Source organism: Sorangium sp. So ce124 (assembly GCF_051525235.1).
GTDB classification, from domain to species: Bacteria; Myxococcota_A; Polyangia; order Polyangiales; family Polyangiaceae; genus Sorangium; species Sorangium atrum.
The window spans coordinates 11,880,445-11,901,275 of record NZ_CP150312.1 but is presented as its reverse complement, the minus strand read 5'-3'; the positions used below and the strand labels follow the sequence as shown (position 1 = coordinate 11,901,275).

General features: G+C 72.2%; 15 protein-coding genes. 7 read left to right on the top strand and 8 right to left on the bottom strand.

The window, feature by feature from the left end; genetic code table 11:
* Window positions 1–58: 58 nt before the first annotated feature.
* The 4 genes from WMF19_RS44595 to WMF19_RS44580 all read left to right on the top strand — a co-directional run bounded on the left by WMF19_RS44595 (window position 59) and on the right by WMF19_RS44580 (window position 4,476).
* Window positions 59–2,674, top strand: a complete 2,616-nt coding sequence (locus WMF19_RS44595; protein WP_437325711.1) for an ATP-dependent Clp protease ATP-binding subunit — start codon at window positions 59–61, stop codon at window positions 2,672–2,674.
* 293 nt (window positions 2,675–2,967) lie between these two features.
* Window positions 2,968–3,276, top strand: a complete 309-nt coding sequence (rplU, locus tag WMF19_RS44590) for a 50S ribosomal protein L21 (RefSeq protein ID WP_012240531.1) — start codon at window positions 2,968–2,970, stop codon at window positions 3,274–3,276.
* Window positions 3,277–3,290: 14 nt separating this feature from the next.
* Complete coding sequence (rpmA, locus tag WMF19_RS44585; RefSeq protein WP_012240530.1) at window positions 3,291–3,548, top strand: 50S ribosomal protein L27; 258 nt, start codon at window positions 3,291–3,293, stop codon at window positions 3,546–3,548.
* 85 nt (window positions 3,549–3,633) lie between these two features.
* On the top strand, window positions 3,634–4,476 hold the full coding sequence (locus WMF19_RS44580; protein ID WP_437895936.1) for an HAD family hydrolase: 843 nt from the start codon (window positions 3,634–3,636) through the stop codon (window positions 4,474–4,476).
* A 79-nt stretch (window positions 4,477–4,555) separates the two neighbouring features.
* On the opposite strand, the gene WMF19_RS44575 is transcribed toward WMF19_RS44580, so the two are convergent.
* Both WMF19_RS44575 and recD2 read right to left on the bottom strand, forming a co-directional pair.
* Complete coding sequence (locus WMF19_RS44575) at window positions 4,556–5,689, bottom strand: tetratricopeptide repeat protein (RefSeq protein ID WP_437895935.1); 1,134 nt, start codon at window positions 5,687–5,689, stop codon at window positions 4,556–4,558.
* Between the two features lie 425 nt (window positions 5,690–6,114).
* Window positions 6,115–8,544, bottom strand: coding sequence for an SF1B family DNA helicase RecD2 (gene recD2, locus WMF19_RS44570; RefSeq protein WP_437895934.1), 2,430 nt, complete (start codon window positions 8,542–8,544; stop codon window positions 6,115–6,117).
* Between the two features lie 199 nt (window positions 8,545–8,743).
* On the opposite strand from recD2, the gene WMF19_RS44565 reads away from it, so the two are divergent.
* The gene (locus WMF19_RS44565) at window positions 8,744–9,973 is read left to right on the top strand and encodes a LysM peptidoglycan-binding domain-containing protein (RefSeq protein WP_437895933.1); all 1,230 of its coding nucleotides are present in this window, start codon (window positions 8,744–8,746) and stop codon (window positions 9,971–9,973) included.
* A 75-nt stretch (window positions 9,974–10,048) separates the two neighbouring features.
* Here the strand turns inward: WMF19_RS44565 and WMF19_RS44560 are convergent, their stop codons facing one another.
* The 5 genes from WMF19_RS44560 to WMF19_RS44540 all read right to left on the bottom strand — a co-directional run bounded on the left by WMF19_RS44560 (window position 10,049) and on the right by WMF19_RS44540 (window position 15,592).
* Entirely contained in the window at window positions 10,049–10,684 is a 636-nt protein-coding gene (locus WMF19_RS44560) for an AMIN-like domain-containing (lipo)protein (RefSeq protein WP_437895932.1), read from the bottom strand.
* A gap of 107 nt (window positions 10,685–10,791) precedes the next feature.
* Window positions 10,792–11,322 carry a thioredoxin gene (locus tag WMF19_RS44555; RefSeq protein ID WP_437325705.1) on the bottom strand — a complete coding sequence of 177 codons (531 nt, stop codon included), beginning with the start codon at window positions 11,320–11,322 and terminating at the stop codon, window positions 10,792–10,794.
* 58 nt (window positions 11,323–11,380) lie between these two features.
* Window positions 11,381–13,450 carry a TonB family protein gene (locus WMF19_RS44550; RefSeq protein WP_437895931.1) on the bottom strand — a complete coding sequence of 690 codons (2,070 nt, stop codon included), beginning with the start codon at window positions 13,448–13,450 and terminating at the stop codon, window positions 11,381–11,383.
* A 269-nt stretch (window positions 13,451–13,719) separates the two neighbouring features.
* Window positions 13,720–14,616 carry a hypothetical protein gene (locus tag WMF19_RS44545; protein WP_437895930.1) on the bottom strand — a complete coding sequence of 299 codons (897 nt, stop codon included), beginning with the start codon at window positions 14,614–14,616 and terminating at the stop codon, window positions 13,720–13,722.
* A gap of 52 nt (window positions 14,617–14,668) precedes the next feature.
* Window positions 14,669–15,592: a hypothetical protein gene (locus WMF19_RS44540; protein WP_437325702.1), complete on the bottom strand. Its 924-nt coding sequence runs from the start codon at window positions 15,590–15,592 to the stop codon at window positions 14,669–14,671.
* A 680-nt stretch (window positions 15,593–16,272) separates the two neighbouring features.
* On the opposite strand from WMF19_RS44540, the gene WMF19_RS44535 reads away from it, so the two are divergent.
* Complete coding sequence (locus WMF19_RS44535) at window positions 16,273–17,892, top strand: AgmX/PglI C-terminal domain-containing protein (protein ID WP_437895929.1); 1,620 nt, start codon at window positions 16,273–16,275, stop codon at window positions 17,890–17,892.
* Between the two features lie 199 nt (window positions 17,893–18,091).
* Here WMF19_RS44535 and WMF19_RS44530 read toward each other — a convergent pair whose 3' ends face one another.
* Window positions 18,092–19,594, bottom strand: a complete 1,503-nt coding sequence (locus WMF19_RS44530; RefSeq protein ID WP_437901746.1) for an amino acid permease — start codon at window positions 19,592–19,594, stop codon at window positions 18,092–18,094.
* Between the two features lie 226 nt (window positions 19,595–19,820).
* Between WMF19_RS44530 and WMF19_RS44525 the strand changes: the two genes are divergently transcribed.
* Entirely contained in the window at window positions 19,821–20,804 is a 984-nt protein-coding gene (locus WMF19_RS44525) for an alpha/beta hydrolase (RefSeq protein WP_437895928.1), read from the top strand.
* The last annotated feature ends 27 nt before the right edge of the window (window positions 20,805–20,831 follow it).

Sequence of the window (20,831 nt, the reverse complement as noted above, 5' to 3'; positions counted from 1 at the left end):
TCCCGGGCAGGCCGAAGATGCAAGCGCACAGGGCTCCACCTTGCGGTAGGCTGCGCGCATGGCCGAGAAAGAGGGCACGATTCACCTCGATCGCTATACCGGCGACGCGAAGCAGGTCGTCGCCGGCGCACAGCAGATCGCGGACGAGCGCCAGCACGCGGAGGTCACGCCGCTGCACCTGCTCATGAGGTTGCTGGAGCGCGACCGGGGCGTGTCCGAGGTCTTTCGGCGGGCCGGCGCCGACCCGAACGAGGTGCTCCAGCTCGCCGAGAACGCCCTGAAGAAGCTGTCCAGGGCGGGCAGCAGCGGCGTTGCGTACGTGAGCCCTCGCCTGCTCGATCTGCTCGGGCGCGCCGAGCGGGAGGCGACCCGGGACAAGTCGCAGAACGTGGGCATCGAGCACCTGTTGCACGCGCTCGCCCAGGAGATCCGCGGGCCTGCCGGGGAGATCCTCTCTTCGTTCGGCATCGGTCCCGGCGCGTTCCGGCCCCACCTCGGGGCGCTGGAAGCGGCCTCGCGGGAGCCCTCGCCCGCGCCGGCCAACGCGGCCGAGCCGGGTCAACCCGCGCCCTACACGCGGGACCTCGTCGCCGACGCGCGTGAAGGGCGGTTCGATCCGGTCATCGGCCGTGACGTCGAGGCGCGCCGCTTGCTGCAGATCCTCGAGCGGCGGTTCAAGAATCACCCCCTCATCGTCGGCGAGCCCGGCGTGGGCAAGACCGCGCTCATCCGGGGCCTGGCCGATCGCATCGCGCACGGCGACGTGCCCACGAACCTCGCCGGCGCCCACCTCTACGAGCTCGACACCGGCGCGCTCGTCGCCGGGGCGAAGCTCCGCGGGGAGATCGAGCAGCGCCTCAAGGTCCTCGTCGATCGGCTGCGGGGCGAGCAGGACGCGGAGAGCATCCTCGTCGTCGAGGATCTCGACGCGCTCTTCGGCCAGGGGGTGCAGGGCGCCGGCGTGGGCGAGCTCCTGAAGCCGCTCCTGTCGCGCGGGGAGATCCGGATCATCGCCACGACGACGCCCGAGGGCGTGCGCAAGATCAACGAGCGCGATCCCGGGATCATCCGGCGGTTCTCGACGATCACGCTGGAGGCGCCGAGCATCGATCAAGCGACGGAGATCCTGCGCGGGATCGCCACGAAGTACGAGGCCCACCACCGCGTCCGGGTGGGGGAGAGCGCCATCACCTCGGCGGTCGCGCTGGCCAAGCGGTACATCTCGGACCGCGCGCTCCCCGACACGGCGGTGGACCTGCTCGACGAGACGTCCGCCCGCAAGCGGGTGGAGGTCGACGGCGTGCCGGCCGAGCTCGACACGCTGACCCGGCGTGTCGACGCGCTCCGCGCCCAGATCGCCGCGCTCGCGGACGACGACGACAAGCTCAGCGTCCAGACCCGCACGCGGCTGGAAGCGGAGCTCGCGGAGATCGAGCCGAAGGCGTCGTCGATGCGCAGCCGCAACGCGTCGCGCCGCGGCGTCATCGCGGCGTGCCAGTCCATCCGTCGGGAGCTCGTCGCCGCGACGGAGGCCTTGAAGGCTGCCCAGCGCGACAAGGCGTTCGCCAAGATCGGCGAGCTCGAGCACGTCACGCTCCCGGAGATCAAGCGGCGGCTCCAGGCCGCGGAGGAGGCCGCGCAGCGGGAGGGGGTCGCGCCGACCTCGAACGTCGTCGCGGAGTCGGACGTGGCGGCGACGCTCAACGACTGGACCGGCATCCCGGTGGCCAAGATGCTCGAGGGCGAGGCCGAGAAGCTCCTCAAGATGGAGGCGCGGCTCGCGCAGCGGGTGGTCGGTCAGGACGAGGCGGTGCGCGCGATCGCGAAGGCGGTGCGCCGCGGGCGCGTCGGCCTGCGCGATCCGGGGAAGCCGATCGGCTCGTTCCTGTTCCTCGGGCCGAGCGGCGTCGGCAAGACGGAGCTCGCGAAGGCGCTCGCCGAGTTCCTGTTCGACGACGAGCAGGCGCTGACGCGCATGGACATGAGCGAGTTCATGGAGCGCCACATGGCGCAGCGCCTGATCGGCGCGCCCCCGGGCTACGCGGACAGCGAGCAGGGCGGCTTCCTCACCGAGGCCGCCCGGCGCCGGCCGTACAGCGTGCTCCTGTTCGACGAGGTCGAGAAGGCCCACGCGGACGTGTTCAACCTGCTGCTCCAGATCCTCGACGACGGCCGGCTCACCGACGGCCGCGGGCGGCTCGCCGACTTCTCGAACACGGTCGTCATCATGACCTCGAACATCGGGTCGAAGCGCGTGCTCGAGACCGACGCCAAGCTCTGGACCACGGAGGACGGGCGCGAGGCGATCCGCGACGTCCTGCTCGAGGAGCTGCGCGGGTTCTTCCGCCCCGAGTTCCTGAACCGGGTCGACGACATCGTCGTCTTCAAGGCGCTCAGCAAGGAGGACCTCCGGGGCATCGTCGACATCCAGCTTCGTCGGCTGGAGCAGCTGCTCACGGACAAGGACATCCGCCTCGCCCTCACGGACGCCGCGAAGGCACGGCTCGTCGAGCTCGGTTACGAGCCGAGCCTCGGCGCTCGCCCGCTGAAGCGGGCGATCCTGCGCGAGCTCCAGAACCCGCTCGCCGAGACCATCCTGGCCGGCGGGTACCAGCCCGGTCAGACGATGCAGGTCGACGTGGTCGACGAGAAGTTCGTCTTCACCAAGGCGTGAGGGCGAAAAAGGCGGTGGGCGAGCGGCGAGCGCGACCCGCGCCGCGACCGGGCGCGCGGCCCGGGCTGCGCTCTGCCCGGGGCTTTCCAGGGCCCTGCCCACGCCCGGAGGCGCGGACGTCGCTCCCGGCCGTCGCTCCGGCGAAGAACCTGGGCGACGCCGCTGCGAACCACTTGCCAAGCCGGAGAAGGTCCGTATACTGCCGCTCCCTCGCCCACCGGGCCCTCCGATCGAGGGCTATCTGCGTGGCGTATGGCGAGGGATCGCGGTCCCCAGGTTGAGGAAGACGCACCATGTACGCGGTCATCAAGACGGGCGGCAAGCAGTATCGGGTCGCCGAAGGTCAGAAGCTCCGGGTTGAGAAGCTTGTCGGCAATGCGGGTGACAAGGTCACCTTCAGCGAGGTGCTCCTCGTCGGCGGTGACTCTCCCAAGATTGGCAAGCCCCTCGTGAGCGGCGCCTCTGTCGCTGCCGAGATCACCGGGCAGGACCGCGGCAAGAAGATCGTGGTCTTCAAGTTCAGGCGCCGGAAGAACTACCGCCGCAAGAACGGCCACCGCCAGCCGTACACCGAGCTCAAGATCACCGGCATCACCGCCTAGCAGGAGAAGTAGAGATGGCTCACAAAAAAGGTGGCGGCTCCTCCAGAAACGGCCGTGACTCGAACGCGCAGCGCCGTGGGGTGAAGGTGTACGCCGGGGCGCCCGTGCGCGCTGGCAACATCCTGGTCCGGCAGGTCGGCTCCTCGATCCACGCCGGCCACAACGTCGGCACCGGCCGCGACTTCACGCTCTTCGCCCTCGTTGACGGCGTCGTCACGTACGAGTGGAAGTCCAACACCAAGAAGCAGGTGTCGGTCTACCCGGCTTCCTGAGCTCTCCTCACCGGGAGGGCGTCCTGATCCGTCCCATCCAGTCCCGCCTGCTGCGCTCCACGCGCTCCCGAGCTACTCAAGCGCGGTGACGACCTACAAGCTCCTTGCCCTCGACGTCGACGGGACCCTCGTCCGTCGTGATGGGTCCATCCACGACGAGGACCTCCGCGCCATCCAGCGGCTCCAGGATGCCGGCGTCCCGGTCTCGATCGCGACAGGGCGTCTGTACTCGGGGACGCGCGAGGTCGCGCGGCGGATCGGCGTGGTCGGCCCCATCGCGTGCGTCGACGGCAGCCACATCGTGCACACCGAGGGCGACGCGCACCTGTACTCGCGCACGATCTCCGGCGCCGAGGCGTCCCTCCTGCGCTCGATCACCGAGCGGCACGCGACGGCGTCGTTCCTGTTCGCGCAGGACAGCATCGTCCACGACGCGACCGGCGCGCCGCACGTCCACTATGTCCGGGGCTGGTCGCCCGCCATCGCCGAGGTCGATCGCGTCTCGTCGCACCCGTACTGGGAGCACGAGCACGGCCTGCTGGCGCTCGTGGCGCTCGGGACCGAGCTCCAGGTCGCGGCGGCCGTCGAGGAGGTCCGGTCCGAGCTCGGTGAAGCGGCCTTCGTCGTCTCGTTCCCCCTCATGCGCGACGACCGGACGAGCCTCTTCGCGATGATGGTCCGGGCCGCTGGGCCGACGAAGGGGACGGCGATCGCGTGGCTCGCGGAGCACCACGGCTGCGAGCTGTCGGACGTGGTCGTCGTCGGCGACTGGCTCAACGACGTGCCGATGTTCGAGGTCGCGGGGCGGTCGTTCGCCATGGCGCAGGCGCCCGAGCCTGTGAAGCAGGCGGCGACGGACCGCCTGAAGGCCGACGGCCTGGTGGGCGGCGGCATCGCCGAAGCGATCCGCCGCGCCTTCGGTCGCTGAGCGCGCTGAACGCCGGCGAACGGCGAGCGCCGGAGGCAGCGGAGGAGCGCCGCTCAGCGCTCCCCTGCCTCCGTGCGCGTCAGGCCTTGCGCTGCGCCGGCTGGGCCGCCGCGGCGAGCTGCTGCTGCTGCTGCTGCAGGTACTGGGCGACGGCGCGCGACCGCTCGATGGCGAACTGCTTGACCTCCTTGCTCGGAGAGCCCGCGAGGGCATTCAGCAGCTTGGTCACCTTCTCGAGCTGGCGCGACTGGAACAGCGCCTCGAAGTAGTTGTTCGCCAGGCGCACGTCGCGGCTCATCTTCGCCTCGTGCGGCTGGAGCAGGCGGACCACCGCCTCGAGGTCGTTCTTCTGCCCGTAGAGCGCCGACAGGCAGAGCAGCGCCAGCGGGTTGTCCGGGTTCTGCGCGACCGCCTTCTTGGCGTACTCGACCGCCTTGTCGCGCGTCTCCTCGTTGGCCGCGTAGAAGCCCTGGATCGCGATGTACGGCGCGGCCGTCTTCTTGTCGGCCGAGAACTTCTCGATCGCCGCGACCGCGCTCGCCTCGTCGCCGCGCTGCTTCTCGTACTGGAAGAGGTAGGCCCACGCGTCGATACAGTCCACGTCGATCGCGATCGCCTTCTCGATGAACTCGCGCTCCTTCGCGTCGTCCTTGCGCGCCTGGTAGAGCTTCGCGAGGTGCAGCGAGGGGTAGGGGTTGTCCTTGAGCAGGTTCTGCGCGCCCTTGAGCGTCCCCTCGGCCTTGTCGTGCTTGTCCTGCGAGAGCTGCGCGACGCCGAGCGCGAGCCAGTCGTCGCCCGTGCCGCCCTTCGCGACCACCTTCGAGAGCACCTGCTCGGCGCGCGCCAGCCGGTTGTGCTTGAGGAGCTCCTGCGCGAAGATGCGCCCGCGGTTCAGGTCATCGGGCTGCTCGGTCCAGTGCTTCTCGAGCCCCGCGAGCAGGTCCTCCAGGCCGATCGCGATCGGGCGCCCCTGATCGTCCTGCACCTGCACCGCCGGCCCGTTGAAGCCGAGGAGCTGCCACATCTGCTCGAGGGTCACCGCGGCGGGACCCTGCTCGAGCAGGCCCTTCAGCTCGTCGGTCGGCTTGTTCATCGGGATGACGATGAGCGCGTTCCCCGGCACGCCGTTCGGAAACGCGCTCACGGGCGCGACGATCGCCGCCCCTCCGGTGATGTTGAGCCCACCCGCCTGCTGCTGTCCGTTCGTCGTCATCGTCGATGCTCCGAGATCTCTCCCCCACGCGCGCCGAGGCGCAGGCATCGCCCAGCCTCGCCCCGGTACCCTGCGCGCCGAAATGATGGGGGCCGTAGTTCGTGTAGAAGGGGCGCGAACGCTAGCAGGGAGGACCCAGCCGGGCAACGGGGGAGCTCGGTGCGCGCGCGGCCTCATCGCGGCCGTCGCGTTCGGGCCAGAAGCGCTTCCGCCGCTTCCACCGCTTTCACGGCTTCCACCCGTGATTCCACGCGTCGCAACCGTGAACCTCGGCGCGGCTCCCGCGCTTGAACCCGGCTGCGCCGCTGCGGTTCGCGTCGCCGTCGCCGCCTCGCGGTCGCTCGTGTGATCCCCGTCGTGCTCGCTGTCGCTATCGCCGTCTCGGACGCCCATCTCGCTCGCCCTCTCCCTCGCCGCGCGCCGTCCTAGTCGAGTCGCGGGCCGGCGGCGAGGGGGCCCTCGAGCGTGCGCGCCGATCCGGAGCGCGCCGGCGCGCCGCCGCGCAGGCGCTCCGCGAGGTGCGTGCGACGCTCCTCACGGCGGGTCTCCGCCAGCGCCAGCGACACGGCCCGCGGATCCGCCACGAGCACCACGAGCCGCTTGCCGCGGGTCACCGCCGTGTAGATGAGGTTGCGCGAGAGCATCACGAAATGCTGGGTGAGGATCGGCACGATCACCGCCGGATACTCGCTCCCCTGGCTCTTGTGGATGCTCGTCGCGTAGGCGAGCGTCAGCTCGTCGAGCTCCGCTTCCTCGTAGCTGACCTCGCGATCGTCGAAGCGCACCTGGAGCTTCCGCTCCTCGGTGTTCACGTCCGTGATGAAGCCGACGTCGCCGTTGTACACCTCGCGGTCGTAGTCGTTGCGGAGCTGCATCACCTTGTCGCCGAGCCGTAACGTCCTCGCGCCACGCGTGACGCTCGGGCCCTCGGGGTTCAGCGCCGCCTGCAGCCGCGCGTTCAGCGCGATCGCACCCGCCTCGCCCTTGTGCATCGGCGTCAGGACCTGGACGTCGCGCCGCGGATCCAGCCCGAACCCCTTGCCGACGCGCTCCGTCACGAGGTGGAGGATCAGATCCGCCGCCGCCTCGGCCTCGATCCGCTCGATCACATAGAACTCGCCGCCGGGCCCGCGCGCGCCCTCGGGCGGCTCGCCGTCGTGGATCCGGTGCGCGTTCCGGACGATGAGGCTGCCCTCGGCCTGCCGGAAGATCTGCGTGAGCCGCACCGTGGGCACCTCGCCGGAGGCGATCACGTCCCGCAGCACCGCGCCCGGCCCCACCGACGGGAGCTGATCGACGTCGCCCACCAGCACGAGCCGCGCCGCGTCGGACGTCGCCTGCAGGAGCGCGTCGGCGAGCGCCAGGTCGAGCATCGACGCCTCGTCGACCACGATCGCCCCCGCCTCGATCGGCCGGCCCCGCTGGCGGCCGAACTTGCGCTGCTTGGGATCGAACTCCAGCAGGCGGTGGAGCGTGACGGCCTCGCGCCCCGTCGCCTCGCTCATCCGCTTCGCCGCGCGGCCCGTGGGCGCGGCGAGCCGCACCGGGAGCCGGGCGCGGTCGAAGAGCGCCAGGATGGCCCGGACGATGGTCGTCTTGCCCACGCCCGGGCCGCCGGTGATGACCAGCACCTTGTTCCGTGCCGCCTGCGCCACGGCGTCCCGCTGGGCAGGCGCCAGCGAGACCTGCGTCTTCGCCTCGAACGCGGCGATCGCCGCGTCGACGCCCTCCACGAGGCGCGCCTCGGGCGCCGCGTCGCCCTCGTCGTCGCCCAGCAAGGAGCGCATCCGGCGCGCGAGCCGCACCTCGGCCTCGTGGAGGTCCTTCGGATAGACGGCCACCTCGCCGGTCTCGAGCGTCTCGACCCGCACATGGCCGCTCGCCACGAGCGCGTCGATCGCGCCGTCGACCTCGGCGGCGTCGCGCTCGAGCATCGCGGCGGCGAGCTCCGCGAGCTCCGGCCGCACCGCCAGCGTGTGGCCGCGCGTCGACAGATCCACCAGCGTCTGCAGCACGCCCGCCTGCGCCCGCTCCGGCGAGTCGGCCCGGACGCCGATCGAGCGCGCGATCCGGTCGGCGGTCTTGAAGCCGATGCCCCACACGTCGATCGCGAGCCGGTACGGGGAGCGGGAGACGATGTCGATCGCGTGGGGGCCGAACCGCTTGTAGATGCGGCTCGCCAGCGCCGGCGAGGCGCCGTGCGCCTGGAGGAAGATCATGATGGCCCCGATCGCCCGCTGCGCCGCCCACGCCTTCGCGACGGCCTGCGCCCGCCGCTGGCCGAGCCCGGGGACCTCGGCGAGCCGCTCCGGCGACCGGTCGAGGATCTCCAGCGTCTCCGTGCCGAACGCCTCCACGATCCGCTTCGCGTACGCCGGGCCGATGCCCTGCACCATGCCGGACCCGAGGTAGCGCTCGAGCCCATCGAGCGTGGCGGGGGCGATCGGCAGCAGGGTCTCGACCTTGAGCTGCTCGCCGTGCTTCGGATCGCGCTCGTAGCGCCCCGTCGCGCGCACGCGCGTGCCCGGCCCGACCTGCGGGAACACGCCGACCCAGACCTCCGGCGGGGCGCCGGGGGTGACCTCCACCCGCAGCACCCGGAAGCCGCTCGACTCGCTCTCGTACGTGACGCGGACGACCTCCCCCTCGACCGTCGCCGCCCCGTTGCCCGCCACCTCCCGGGCCGAGAAGAGCTTCTGCTGGCCACCGCCGCCCGGTTGCCGCTCCCCGGTCCCGCCCGTGCGCTCGCCGCGGTCGTCGTGGCGCGGCGCGTTGTCCGGCCCCGGCGTCGGCGCCGGCGCGGCGGCTCCCCGGGCCGCCCGATCGGGGCGGCCGCTCCGCTGGGACGGTTGCACGAGGGCAGCATGTAGCCGCCGGCGCGGCGGCGGCAACGTCCTCGTGCGCGGACGCGAGCGACGCTGCAAAACATCGCGCAGCGCCGCATGACGCCCCGCAACGCAGGCCCACGCTGAACGCGCGTCGCGTGGAGCGCGCCGCACGCGAGCGCGGGGCTGCGGTTGGCGTCGCTCCCTCGCGTCAGTATAGTGGCCCGCGATGGGGCGCAGCAGCTTGGTTTCCGTCCTCTGCGCCCTCCTCCTCGCGGGCTGCGCCGGGAGGGCGCCGGAGGCGGCGCGGTCCAAGGACGGCCTGCTGCGCGTGGCCTCCGCGGTGTCCTCGGAGCAGCGCGGCGCCTCGCCTCCGCCCGCGCCCGGGACGGCGGAGGAGGCCGCGCTCGCGGACGCCCACGACGTCGACGACGACGACGGTGAGGTCGACGACGGCCTGGAGCTGCCGGCGGATCCGGGCACCGGCGCGCGGGCGCACTCGCCGCTCTCGGCGATGACCGAGGCCCAGATCGAGGAGCTACTCTCGAAGGACCCCGCGGCGCTCGGGCCGATGTCGCTGGGCGCCACCAACGCGGGCGCGCTGTTCAACGGCGTCCGGATGCCCGAGGGCGATCGGTGGGAGCTCGTCGATCCGGCCCACGCCTGGGGGACGCGCGAGACGATCGACGCGCTCGACAGGGCGATCGCCGAGGTGCACCGGCAGTTCCCGGGGAGCCCGAAGCTCTACATCGGGCACATCAGCGCCCGGGAGGGCGGCCACCTCTCCCCGCACAAGAGCCACCAGGCCGGGCGCGACGTCGACATCAGCTATTTCCTCGACGCGCGGCACCGCTGGTATCAGCGGGCCACGGCGGCGAACCTCGACCGGGAGCGCACCTGGGCCTTCGTCCGGGCGCTCGTCACCGAGACCGACGTGGAGCTCATCCTCATCGACAGCAGCGTGCAGCGGCTGCTCAAGGAGTACGCGCTGAAGATCGGGGAGGACAAGGACTGGCTCGACGAGGTCTTCCAGCTCGGGTCGAGGAAGCCGCGCCCGCTCGTCCGCCACGCCCGGGGGCACGCGAACCACATCCACGTCCGGTTCTACAGCCCGATCGCGCAGGAGTCGGCCGCGCTGGCATATCCGCTGCTCGTGAAGCGCGGGGCGATCAAGCCCACGTCGCAGTACGTGCGCCACACCGCGAAGAAGGGGCAGACCCTGGGCTCGCTGGCCCGGCAGTACGGCACCACCGTGGAGGCGATCAAGCGGGCCAACGGCCTTCGATCCGCGGCGATCCAGGCGAAGCGCGTCTACAACATCCCGCGGCCGTCGAGCGGCCCCGCCGCTCCGCCGAAGCAGGTCGTCGTGCCGCCGCGGAGGCTGCCCCCGCCCAAGGCGGCCGACGCGCCTCCGCCGCCGGCGCGCCACGGCGAGCCCGGGCCCGCGCTGGACGGCTGAGCGGCGGGCGGCGCTCGCCGCGCCCTGCGGCCCGCTCGCGGCGCGGCGAGCCGGAGGGGTGCCGTGGACGCGGCCTCAGTGCTTCACGTCGACGACGAGCCGCGCCGGCTTGGTCAGCTCGAGGACGCGGTACCGGTTCGGCGACGAGACCCCGAGCACCCAGGTCACCTCGGCCTCGAAGTCGCACGTCCGCTCGATCTCGCGCGCCACGCCGAGCGCGAGCTTCTGCTCGCGGAACGGGACCGTGGCGTTCCCCGCGTCGTTGTGCGCCGCCGCGGGGGTCATCCGCACCGCGAGCCATGCGTCGCCCGCGATCTCCGTCGCCTCGCCCGAGCCGCACTGGCGCACCGGCTTGTCGATGTAATCGATGTGGTAGCCCGGCACCGCGTCCCCCTCGAACTCGAACACGATGCGGTCGTAGTGCTCGTGCCGGGCTGCTCGCACGTCGCGCAGGACCGCGACCTTCGCGCCGGCGCGCGGCTTGTCGGTGGCGCCCGCGGTGCCCTCGAACGCGTCGGTGCTCGTGGGATCGGCCTCCTTCGGGGGCCGCGGCGTGGGCGGCTCGTCGTCCGCTGCCGGCTCGGCGGAGGCGCGCGTGTCGATCGGCGTGACGTTCGGCATGGGCTGGGCAGGCTCGCTGCCGGCGCCGTTACGGCAGCCCGCGGCGAGCGACACGGCGGCGGCTGCGAGCAGCAGGGCGGCGATCCTCATGGGGTCCCATCCATGGTGCCGCGGCCTCCGCGCGTCCACCGAGACGCCGACGCGCACCGCGACGCGGCGGCGCACGCGCGGGCGGGGCGGCCGGCGCGCCTCGAGGATCACCGCGCCGAGGCCCGCGCCCGGCTCAGGATGGCCGCGAGCCGGGGCACGATCTCGTCCACCGCGCGCTCGCCCTTCACCGATCCCTCGATGCGGAGGGGCGTTCCCCGGCCGTCCTCGCCGGGCACGACGAAGAGCGGGATCATCTCCGACGCGTAGCCGGCCTCGGCGAGCCGATCCCGATCGCGGTCGAGGTCGAACTCCAGCAGGCGCAGCGCAGGCAGGACCGCGTCGAGCTGGCCGGCCTTCACCGCGTCGTGAAACCTCGTGCACGGCTCGCACCAGGGCGCGCCCACGTAGACGACGAGCTCGCGGCCCTCCCGCCGCGCGCGCTCCCGCGCCTGCTGCACAAGCGCGGCGATCTCGCCGCCCTCCGGCGCCGGCTCGAGCTCGGCCCGCAGCGCCGCCGGCCGCGTGGCCTCGCCTCGAGCGGCCGGCTGGGAGGTCTCTTCCCGCGAGCAGCCGAGCGGCGCCGCGAGACAGAGGACCAGCCCAGCGCAAACCGACCCCTTCCAGCCATGAGCATTCACGTCGTCGTCTGCCTCTCGGCCAGGGTCTTTGCTCAGGGGCGGCCGCGCTGCCAGCGCCTCAGGGCAGCACGAGCTTGATCGAGAACACGTAGTCGACGTTGACGGGCCTGCCCTGGTAGGTGACCGGCTGGTAGCGGCTCGCCGCGAGGGCGGCGAGGACCGCCTCGTTCATGTGGGGCACGCCCCTGACGATCCGGCAGCCGGTGAGGCTGCCGGCCGTGGTCACCACGCACTTCGCGAGGACCGTCCCCTCGACGCGCGCCTGCCGCGCCTCCCGGGTGTAGACCACGGCGGGCGCCGCGAGCGGCACGGGGCGGGTCATCCCTTCCTGGAAACGCAGGATCTCGGGGGCGGCCAGCGCAGGCGTGGCGGCCAGCGCAGGCGCTGGAGGCGGCGGAGCGGCCGCGCTCGGCTCGGCGCCGGGCTCGGCCGTACCGGTCGCGGCGCCGGCGGGCTCGGCTGCCGCGGCGGCAGCGTCAGGCTCGGCTGCGCTGGCCGTGGCAGCGCCGGGCTCGGCCACCGCGGCTGGGGTAGCGCCGGCCTCGACGGGCGCCGGATCCGTCGGTGGCGCTGGCTCCGGCAGCGCGCCTGCTGCCAGCCGCGACCCCGGCGGCGGGGCCGCGGCGAACGCCTCGAGCTCCGCCGAGGCGGTCTCATCCTCCGGGCGCACGACCAGCACGGCCGGCCTGTAGCCGGGCTTGGTCAGCTGGAGCCGGTACTCGGCCCTGCTCCCGGCGCCCTGCAGCACGAGCCGGCACGGCGTCGCCAGGCAGACCTCCGTCCCGCGGTCGGAGACACGGGCGCCGGGCGGGGCGCTCTCGATCCTCACGATCCTGAACTCGGCCACCGCGCCCGGCTCCCTGCCCGCCGACGCCTCGACGGGCACGGCGATCGGCACAGGGGAGGCCTGGACGGCGGCAGGGGCGCGCGCGGCGTCCGGCCCGCGCCAGCCGAGCGCCAGCACCAGGCCCCCGCCGACGATCGCCGCCACGAGCGCGACCAGATAGAGGGACACGGTCGCGTGGCGGGGCGGCGCGACGGAGCCGCTGAAGGTCGCGGGAGCCTGCGGCGGAGAGAGCGAGTCGAGCGGCGCAGCGCGAAGCGACACGAGCGGCTCGCTGGGAGAGGGCGAGAAGGCCGAGATGCGGAGCTCCGAGATCGAGGACGCGGAGGGCAGCGCGCCCCGGGGTTGCGCCAGGGACAGGCGGTCCGGGGCCGAGGCTCGCGAGGCGTCGCTCGGCTCGCCCGCCGCGCTCTTCAGCGCGGTGAGACACTCCCTCATCGACTGGAAGCGCCTGTCAGGGCTCTTCTCGAGACACCGCATCACGATGGCCGACATCGCCGGCGACACGAGCGCGCCCTGCGCGTGATCGGAGAGCGGCGGCGGCGGCTCGCCGACGTGCGCCATGAGCGTCGCCGAGGGCACCTTCCTGTCGAAAGGCACCCTGCCGCAGAGCATCTCGTAGAGCAGGACGCCGAGCGCATAGACGTCCGCGCGCGGCGAGAGCTCGTGGCCCATCGCCTGCTCCGGAGCGGTGTACTTGGGAGAGCCGATGAACAGGCCCCTCTGGGTCAACTCATCCAGCTGCCGCCCCGAGACGTCCTTGACCAGGCCGAAGTCGAGCACCTTGACGAAGTCCTTCTCGTCCTCCTGGTCGACGAGGAGCACATTGCCCGGCTTGAGATCCCGGTGCACGAGGCCGAGGCCGTGCGCCTCGGCGAGCGCGCGGCAGATCTGCCGCGCGATCCGGCCCGCGCGCGCCTCCGGGAGCGCGCCCTCGTCGTGGAGCACGCGGTGGAGCGTGCGCCCGGCGATATACTCCATGGCGATAAAGTAGATCCCGCGCGGATCGTCCCGGCCGTAATCGAAGACCGTGACGGAGTTCGGGTGGGTGAGCCTCGCCGCGGTCGCAGCCTCGCGCGAAAAGCGCCGAAAGAACTCCGGATCTTGCTCGAGGCGCTCATCGGGGAGGAGCAGCTTGAGGGCGCAGATCCGACCCAGCGCGAACTGCTCTGCCCTGTAGACCCTGCCCATCCCCCCTCGCGCGATGAGCGAGATGATCCGATATCGATCGGCGATCGTCGCGCCGATGAGGGGGTCTTGACCGTTGCTCCTGGCCGCACCCATGGTCTTTACTATATGCGCGATGACAGGCGCACCGCTACCCCAACTCGTGTGTTCTGGCCGACTGCGCGGCTCTGGATCAACGACGCGGCTTGGATCGTACGGCGGTGGAGCGCGAGTGATGCGGCGAGTTGCCGACGCGTTTTCCTGACGGCCTCGCCCCACGGGTCCGCCGCGGTTAACCAGCGAGCGCAGAACCATTGCGATTCTGTTTCGCGCGGCCCGCGCCCGCGCGCTGTCCAGCGCCGGGCGCCCCTGCTCCGGCGCGCCCGTCACAGCGCGGCGACATCGATGTCGACCTCGCGCGGCTCCTCGGTGACGCCGCTGCGCGTGACCTCGGCGCCCAGGATCGCGCCCACCGTCAGGGTCAGGGTCACCTCTCCGCTCGTGAGGGGCGTGGCGACGTACTTCCAGCGCAGCCGCACGCTGCCGCCTCTCTCCCCCTCTGCCGAGAGCGCCTCCACGGCGCGCCGCTCGATCTCCGGCGCCGTGAGCGCGGTGCGGAGCCGATGGCCCGTCGAGGCGATGGCGGGCCAGCGGATGAGGGCGCGGTTGAAGGTCCCATCGAGCGTGTGCGTCACGACCGCGCGGTGCCCCTGGACCCGGACGCCGTTCACGGCCCGGAACACGAACGTCTTGTAACGATGGACCTCCGGGGCGGAAGCCGCCGTTCCGTCCTGATCCTCACGCAGCGTCCTCCGCTGCACCACGGCTCCGATCTCGTCGTTCGGTATGCCCCAGCTGTTCAGGCGCGCCAGCGCGTTCCGCCGGAGGAGCGCCTCGTCCGGCGAGGTCCGCGGGCCGCTCGGCGTCTTCCGCAGGACGAGCACCTGGCCGTTCGACGGGTCCTTCTCATAGGTCCAGTCCGCCGACTCGAGCTCCGTCCGGCGCCCCAGCTCGCCGATCGGCGTGAACGGCTGATCGGCCCCGATGAGCGAGCGCTGGATGAGCGCGTCATCGAACGAACGCAGCGTCAGCCGGGCCGTCGGGAGCCTCGCGGCGGGCGCCGTGGCGAGCTCCCGCGAGTCGAACGTGAACCCCTCGAGCGCCTGCGCGGCCGCGGCGATCTCGCCGTCGTCGCCGCCCCCTTCGGTCGTTACCTCCGGCGCCCCGCAGGCGATGAGGGTCATCGAGAGCGCGGCCCAGAAACCAATCGTTCGCGTCGTCATGGTCATGTCTCCTGTCGTTCGAATCCCTCGGGCAACACGCAGCGTTCGTCGTTCATCCGCCGGGGAGCACGCGCCCGTTCGAGGGGTCGCAGCCGGCGATGTAATAGATGGTCGAGCCGGTCTTCAGGCCGGTGTTCTTCCGGTCGCGCCACCCGCCGTACTCGTACATGAGCTCCCGCGACGCGAACGACGCGCCGAACACGATGGAGACGGGGCAGTCATCGTCGTTGCTGAACTGGCTGTCGTCGTAGGCCTCGTCGATCCAGTTCTCTCCCACCCCATTCGAGATCGAGCTGATCGAGTAGTCGCCCACATAGTCCTTCACGTGATTGCCGCACGACGAGTCGCCGTGGAACGCGTTCCACATCGTCATGGTGCTGTCCGAGGTCGTGATCTGCTGCCGGTATCCGCCGTTCTTCCACACGTCGTAGTCGCCCGACTGGCACGCTTTGACGACCGCGATCTCCAGATCCCCGCCCGAGCTCGGGTTGCCGAAGAGCATGTTCTCGTTCGTCAGGACGCCGCAGTCGTAGCTGCCGTTGCCCATGACCAGGCCGCTGTAGGCGGGCGTCGACGAGCTCCCGGCGTCGTGCCAGCCGTGCGTGTGGATGAAGACGACATCGGCCTCGTCCGCGCCCGAGCCGGACGCCATGTCGTTCGCCGAGCAGGCGCAGGACGCCGCCTGGCTCGAGTCGGTCCAGTAGCTCCCCCGGGCGCTCGTGTTGTTGCGCGTCGAAACCTCATCCCAGAGGGAGACCATGCTGAGGAGGTTGAACGTGCTCGCGAAGGCGGCGGCGGTGCTCGTGTGCACCGAGTGCGACAGGCTGGTGTCGTCCTCACACTCCCCCGCGTGTCCGAAGTTCGCGATCCCGTAGACGTGCGCCTCGTGCTGCGCGCGCGCCGGCGACGGCATCGCAAGGAGGCACCCGAGCACCGGAACCCCTGCGAGGACATGGAACGATCGCCTGTTGCTCATACGCTCGACTCCTTCGTTGTCTCGATCGGTGGATGTCAGCCGCGGCCCGCCGCCCCGCAGCACGGGCGCGCCGCCGCCGGACCACGGCGTGGACCGGCGCCGGGCAGCGCCGGCGGGCGCGGGCGTCAGCGCGCCGCGCTCCGTTCAGCGCGGTCGCGCGTCATTGACGTCGACAGCGGCGTCGACCTCGATGACGTCGCCAACGAATCAACGTTATTCGCAGCTTCCGTGCCATCGCCTGGCGTCCGCCAGCGGGGGCGTCGCGTCACCCCGGGATTTCGGCGATCTCCCCGGGATGCGCCGGGATTGTGCCCGCGCGGGCGCCGTCGGCTGCCGTCGGGCGCCGTAGGGTTCCGCCAGAGGTGGCGGCGCGATCCCGCGGGGTGATGGCCCGGGCCACCACCACCTCGAGGCGCCGGGCGGCGGTCCAGAAACTTCAACCCCCCGGCGCGGGGATGCGCCGCCGAAAATCGCGGCGCGGCTCCGGAACCTGCGGCGGGCGGCGCTGTCGATCCCTGGCGTGGACGCGGTGAGCCGCGGCGCACGCAGAGAGCGGTGAAGCTCGCCGCGCGTGCGCCGGGGCGCGCCGAGAGAGGCGGGCCCTCGAGGGCTCGCTCCATTCAGACCGCTCGCCGCGCGGACATGCGCCCGAGCGCGAGCAGGGAAAGGGCTGTTCTCCGATGGACACGTTCAAGATGGCTCCGGGCATCGCACCCTCGAATCCGTTCCTCAGCAACCTGCCCTTCAGCCCGTATCCGGCCATCGCGGCCGACGTGCCCGCGGACGCGCCGGAGGGCTCCTATACGTACGCGCTCGTCAAGAGCGCGCCGGACGTCCCCGCCGACGAGTGCGAGACCGACGCGCTGTCGCTCGAGGTGATCATCCGGTGGGGGAACACCCCGCTTCACGTCGCGCACTTGACGCCGCCGCGCCCCTTTCATGTCGGCGAAACGGAGGGCGCCGGGGGCGTGTGCGACTTCTTCATACCCGCGGAGCGGCTGGGCGCGGCGCGGGCGCCGCTCGTGCTCGTCGGCGAGGGCGGTGAGGTGAGCGCCGTCATCCCGCCGGGCGCGTCGGGATCCATCGAGTTCGGCAGCTGCAGGATGACGATCGCGCAGGCGATCGCCGCCGGCCGCGCGGCGCCGTGCGCGGAGCTCGACGGGGCGCGGCGGATCGCGCTGCCGCCCGGCGCTCGCGCGAGGCTCGAGCTCGGCGATTTCGGGTTCGAGGTGGCGGTGGGCAGGGCGGGCCGCCGCGTCGCGGGCAAGGCCGGCATGGACCGCCGCGGCCTGCCGTTCACCGCGCTCTCGACGCTGCTCCACGTCGGCCTGCTCGGGGCCATGGCCGCGTTCATGCCCCCGCTCGCCATGGCCGACGACGGCGGCGTGAGCGCGGAGCAGGCCTACCTCATGGCGCAGGCGATCGGGGCGATCGCCGAGAAGGAGCTGCCCGAGGCGAAGGACGTCACCGACGCGAGCGGTCAGACCGAGCGCGAGGGCGGCTCCGGCGCGGCCGCGATGGGCGAGTCGGGCAAGGCCGGGAGCGAGACGAGCCGGAAGACGGGCGGGCGCTTCGAGATCCAGGGGCCGAAGGACAACCGCGACGTGCGGATCTCGCGGGCCCAGGCGCTCGACGACGCGGCGCGCTTCGGCATGATCGGCGTGCTCCAGGCGGGGTCCGGCGGCGATCCCAACGCGCTCTCGGCGCCCTGGGGCGGCCCCGACACGCTCGGCAACGGCGAGAGGAGCGTGATCGGCAACATGTGGGGCGAGACGATCGACGAGTCGGGCGGCGTGGGCGGGCTCGGATTGACGGGCGTCGGCGAGGGCGGCGGCGGGCATCTCATGGGCATCGGGATCGGGGCCATCGGCACCATCAACCACGGGAACGGCGTGGGTGATGGGCAGGGCTTCGGGCCTGGCGGCGGCGCGTCGCGCTTCGCCAACGGCCCTGGCCACAGGGTGAGGGCGCCGCGCATGGGGGTCGGCTCGACCACGGTGTCGGGCCGGATCCCGCCGGAGGTCATCCAGCGCATCGTGCGCCAGAACTTCGGCCGCTTCCGGCTCTGCTACGAGAACGGGCTGCGCAACAGCCCGAACCTCACCGGGCGCGTGTCGGTCGGCTTCGTGATCGGCCGCGACGGGGCGGTGTCGAGCGTCCACAACGGCGGCTCCGATCTGCCGGACGCCGGCGTGGTCTCCTGCGTGGTGCGCTCGTTCTACGGGCTGTCGTTCCCGCCGCCGGACGCCGGCATCGTGACTGTGACGTATCCCCTCATGTTCAGCCCCTCTGGCGGCTGATCCGGCTCTTCAGCCAGGTCCCTATATCTGCAGCGGCAAGGCGGGCGACGACGTGAACCGCCATGACGCCAAGGGCGCCAAGAAACCGGGGGAGTAGGAGAGACAAATGCCCGGACGGCCCTTCTCCTCTCCTCTTGGCGGCCTTGGCGTCATGGCGGTTTTTCTGCTGAACCGGGGCAACTCCCCGCAGCAGGCAGTGCTACTGCCCGCCGCGCGCGGCGATCTGGCCGACGGCCCGCTCCGCCTCCGCGATCTCCTGCGCTCGCTGCTGGATCATCACTCCCTGGGGCGGGCCCTGGAAGCGGCGGCGCTCCAGCGCGAACCAGACGATGGCCGTCACGGCGAACACGATGAGCATGATGCCCAGGGCCTTGTCGTTCGGCGGCTGGACGCTCACCACGATCAGCATCAGGCACGCGAGGACGCTGATGATCGCGAGCGGCCGGTACAGCGGGCCGAGGTCCCACGGGCCCATCTTCACCCAGGTGCGGCCGTAGGCGCGCACGCCCATCATCGTGGGCATCACGTACGAGATGTAGAGGAAGATCACGCAGACGGCCGTGATCGTCGAGTAGACGGGCGTGTACACAGTGAAGCCGATCGTCAGCGCGCTGACGACCCAGATCGCCGTCGCCGGCGTCCGGAACTTCGGGCTCACCTTGCGCAGCTGCTCCGAGAGCGGCAGCCCCCCGTCGCGGGCGAACGCGAAGGTCATGCGGGAGGCGGACGTCACCGTCGCCAGCCCGCAGAGGTACTGGGCCACCGAGATGCCGGCGTAGAGCGCGATCCGGAGGTTCTCCGGGATGACGCGCTCCATCACCCAGAAGAAGACGCCCCCGCCCTTCGACGCCGCCTCGTCCATGTCCGGAATCGCGAGCACGATCGCGCTCAGCATCAGCGCCCCGAAGACGCCGGAGACGAGCACCGCCCGGACGATGCCCCGCGGGACCGTCTGCGCCGCGCCGATCGTCTCCTCGGACGTGTGCGCCGACGCGTCGTACCCGGTGATCGTATACGCGGGCAGGAGGAAGCTCAGGAGGAACAGCGTTGTCATGCTGCCCGTCTCCGGCCACACGTCGCCCCCCTTCGGCCCGCTGTAGTTCGTGAACGTGACGAGCCGGCCGACGTCGATAGCGGGCGCGTAAAAGAGCATCGCGGCGGTGAGGATCACCGAGACGACGAGGATGAGGTACCCGCTGAAGTCGGTGAGCAGCGTGGTGACGCGGATCCCGAGGTGGTTGAAGAGCGCCTGCGTCCCCGTGATGAGCGTGACCCCGACGGCCTGCGTCACCAGCGCGCGATCCGGGGGCATCGCGGCGAGATCCACGCCGAACAGCGGGCCGAGAGAGCTCATGATGAACAGGTAGGCGCCGACGTTGATCGCCGCGAGGACGGTGATCAGCCCGATCAGGTTGAACCACGCGGTGGCCCAGCCGAAGCCCCGGCCGCCGAGGATCGAGGCCCAGTGGTACAGGCCGCCCGCGGTCGGGAACGCCGACGCGACCTGGCCCATCGTGAGCGCGATGCAGAGCGTGAGCGCGCTGCACACCGGCCACCCGATGCCGATGCCGGCGCCGCCGACGCTGCAAAAGCCCATCTGGAACGACGTGATGCCGCCCGCGATGATGCAGATGATCGAGAACGAGATCGCGAAGTTGGAGAAGCCCCCCATCCTGCGCAGCAGCTCCTGCGCGTAGCCCATGCTGTGGAGCGTCTTCACGTCGTCGGCGATCACGCCCTCCACGCTGCCCGGCGCGGCGCCTGCGCGCGGCCCGACGTCCCCCTTCGTCTCATGGCTCATGAGCGGTCCCCTTTCGTCACGGTCTCTCGCCCGGGGCCGACGGAGCCCTTCGGGCCTCGTCAGGATCGGCGCGTCTCGCCGATGAGCGCTCCCCCTCGGGGCCCTCGCCCGGACCCGACCAGCCTACATGGGGGCACGCGGGCCTGCCCAGGGCTGCGCCCGCGCCCCGCTGCTACCCTCGCCGCCGATGGCCGCCTCGACGATCCCCCCGCTCTCGCGCCGGCGCGCGCTGCTCGGCCTCGCCGCGCTCGCCGCGCCCTCGTGCCGGCGAGGCACCTCACCGCCGGCGCCGGAGGAGGCGGCCCCCTCGGCCTGGAAGGATCTCCCGTTCGAGCCCGCCTCCGAGGGCGAAGACCCGCAGCGCGCGCTGCTCCTCGCGCCCGAGGCCGCGCCCGCACCGCCGCTGCTCGTCGCGCTGCACGGGCGCGGCGAGGCGGTGCGAGGCCTCGAGGTCGGCGCGCGCGGGTGGCGCGACGACTACGGCCTCGACGCGGCCCTGAAGCGCCTCCGCTCGCCGCCGCTCACGCCGGACGATCTCGGGCAGATGGTGACGCCCGAGCGGCTCGCGCAGCTCAACGCCTCGCTGAAGGAGCACCCCTACCGCGGGCTTTGCATCGCCACGCCGTTCACGCCCGACCTCCGCGACCGCTCCGTCGAGGGGGCCGCGGGCTTCGGCCGTTTCCTCGTGGAGCGGCTCCTGCCGCGGGCGCGCGCCGAGGGCGGGTGCCAGGCCGCACGCGAGGCCACCGGCATCGACGGCGTGAGCCTCGGCGGACGCCTCGCGCTGCTCGTCGGCCTGTCGTTCCCCGACGTCTTCGGCGCGGTCGGCGCCCTGCAGCCCGCGGTGCGGGCGGGCGAGGCGGAGATGTTCTCCGCGCTCGCGCGCCGGGCGATGGAGCGCCGCGCGGTCACGCTCCGGCTCGTGTCGAGCGAGGGCGATCCCTTCTTGCACGCCATCCAGGCGCTCAGCGATCGGCTGCGGCAGGACGGCGTGACCCACACCCTGCTCGTCGTGCCCGGTCCGCACGATTACGCCTGGAATCGGGGGCCGGGCGGCGTTGAAATGGTGCTCTGGCACGAGCGGATCCAGCGCGGTTTGCCGCCGCCGTGATCGCGGCGGCCCGGCCGTCACAAGCCC

Excerpts from the sequence above, each read along its gene's own strand:
- WMF19_RS44575 (WP_437895935.1), bottom strand. The coding sequence starts at position 5,689 with ATGACGACGAACGGACAGCAGCAGGCGGGTGGGCTCAACATCACCGGA.
- WMF19_RS44560 (WP_437895932.1), bottom strand. The coding sequence starts at position 10,684 with ATGAGGATCGCCGCCCTGCTGCTCGCAGCCGCCGCCGTGTCGCTCGCC.
- WMF19_RS44530 (WP_437901746.1), bottom strand. The coding sequence starts at position 19,594 with ATGGGCTACGCGCAGGAGCTGCTGCGCAGGATGGGGGGCTTCTCCAAC.
- WMF19_RS44535 (WP_437895929.1), top strand. The coding sequence starts at position 16,273 with ATGGACACGTTCAAGATGGCTCCGGGCATCGCACCCTCGAATCCGTTC.
- WMF19_RS44550 (WP_437895931.1), bottom strand. The coding sequence starts at position 13,450 with ATGGGTGCGGCCAGGAGCAACGGTCAAGACCCCCTCATCGGCGCGACG.
- WMF19_RS44545 (WP_437895930.1), bottom strand. The coding sequence starts at position 14,616 with ATGACGACGCGAACGATTGGTTTCTGGGCCGCGCTCTCGATGACCCTC.
- WMF19_RS44595 (WP_437325711.1), top strand. The coding sequence starts at position 59 with ATGGCCGAGAAAGAGGGCACGATTCACCTCGATCGCTATACCGGCGAC.
- WMF19_RS44565 (WP_437895933.1), top strand. The coding sequence starts at position 8,744 with ATGGGGCGCAGCAGCTTGGTTTCCGTCCTCTGCGCCCTCCTCCTCGCG.
- WMF19_RS44525 (WP_437895928.1), top strand. The coding sequence starts at position 19,821 with ATGGGGGCACGCGGGCCTGCCCAGGGCTGCGCCCGCGCCCCGCTGCTA.
- rplU (WP_012240531.1), top strand. The coding sequence starts at position 2,968 with ATGTACGCGGTCATCAAGACGGGCGGCAAGCAGTATCGGGTCGCCGAA.
- WMF19_RS44540 (WP_437325702.1), bottom strand. The coding sequence starts at position 15,592 with ATGAGCAACAGGCGATCGTTCCATGTCCTCGCAGGGGTTCCGGTGCTC.
- rpmA (WP_012240530.1), top strand. The coding sequence starts at position 3,291 with ATGGCTCACAAAAAAGGTGGCGGCTCCTCCAGAAACGGCCGTGACTCG.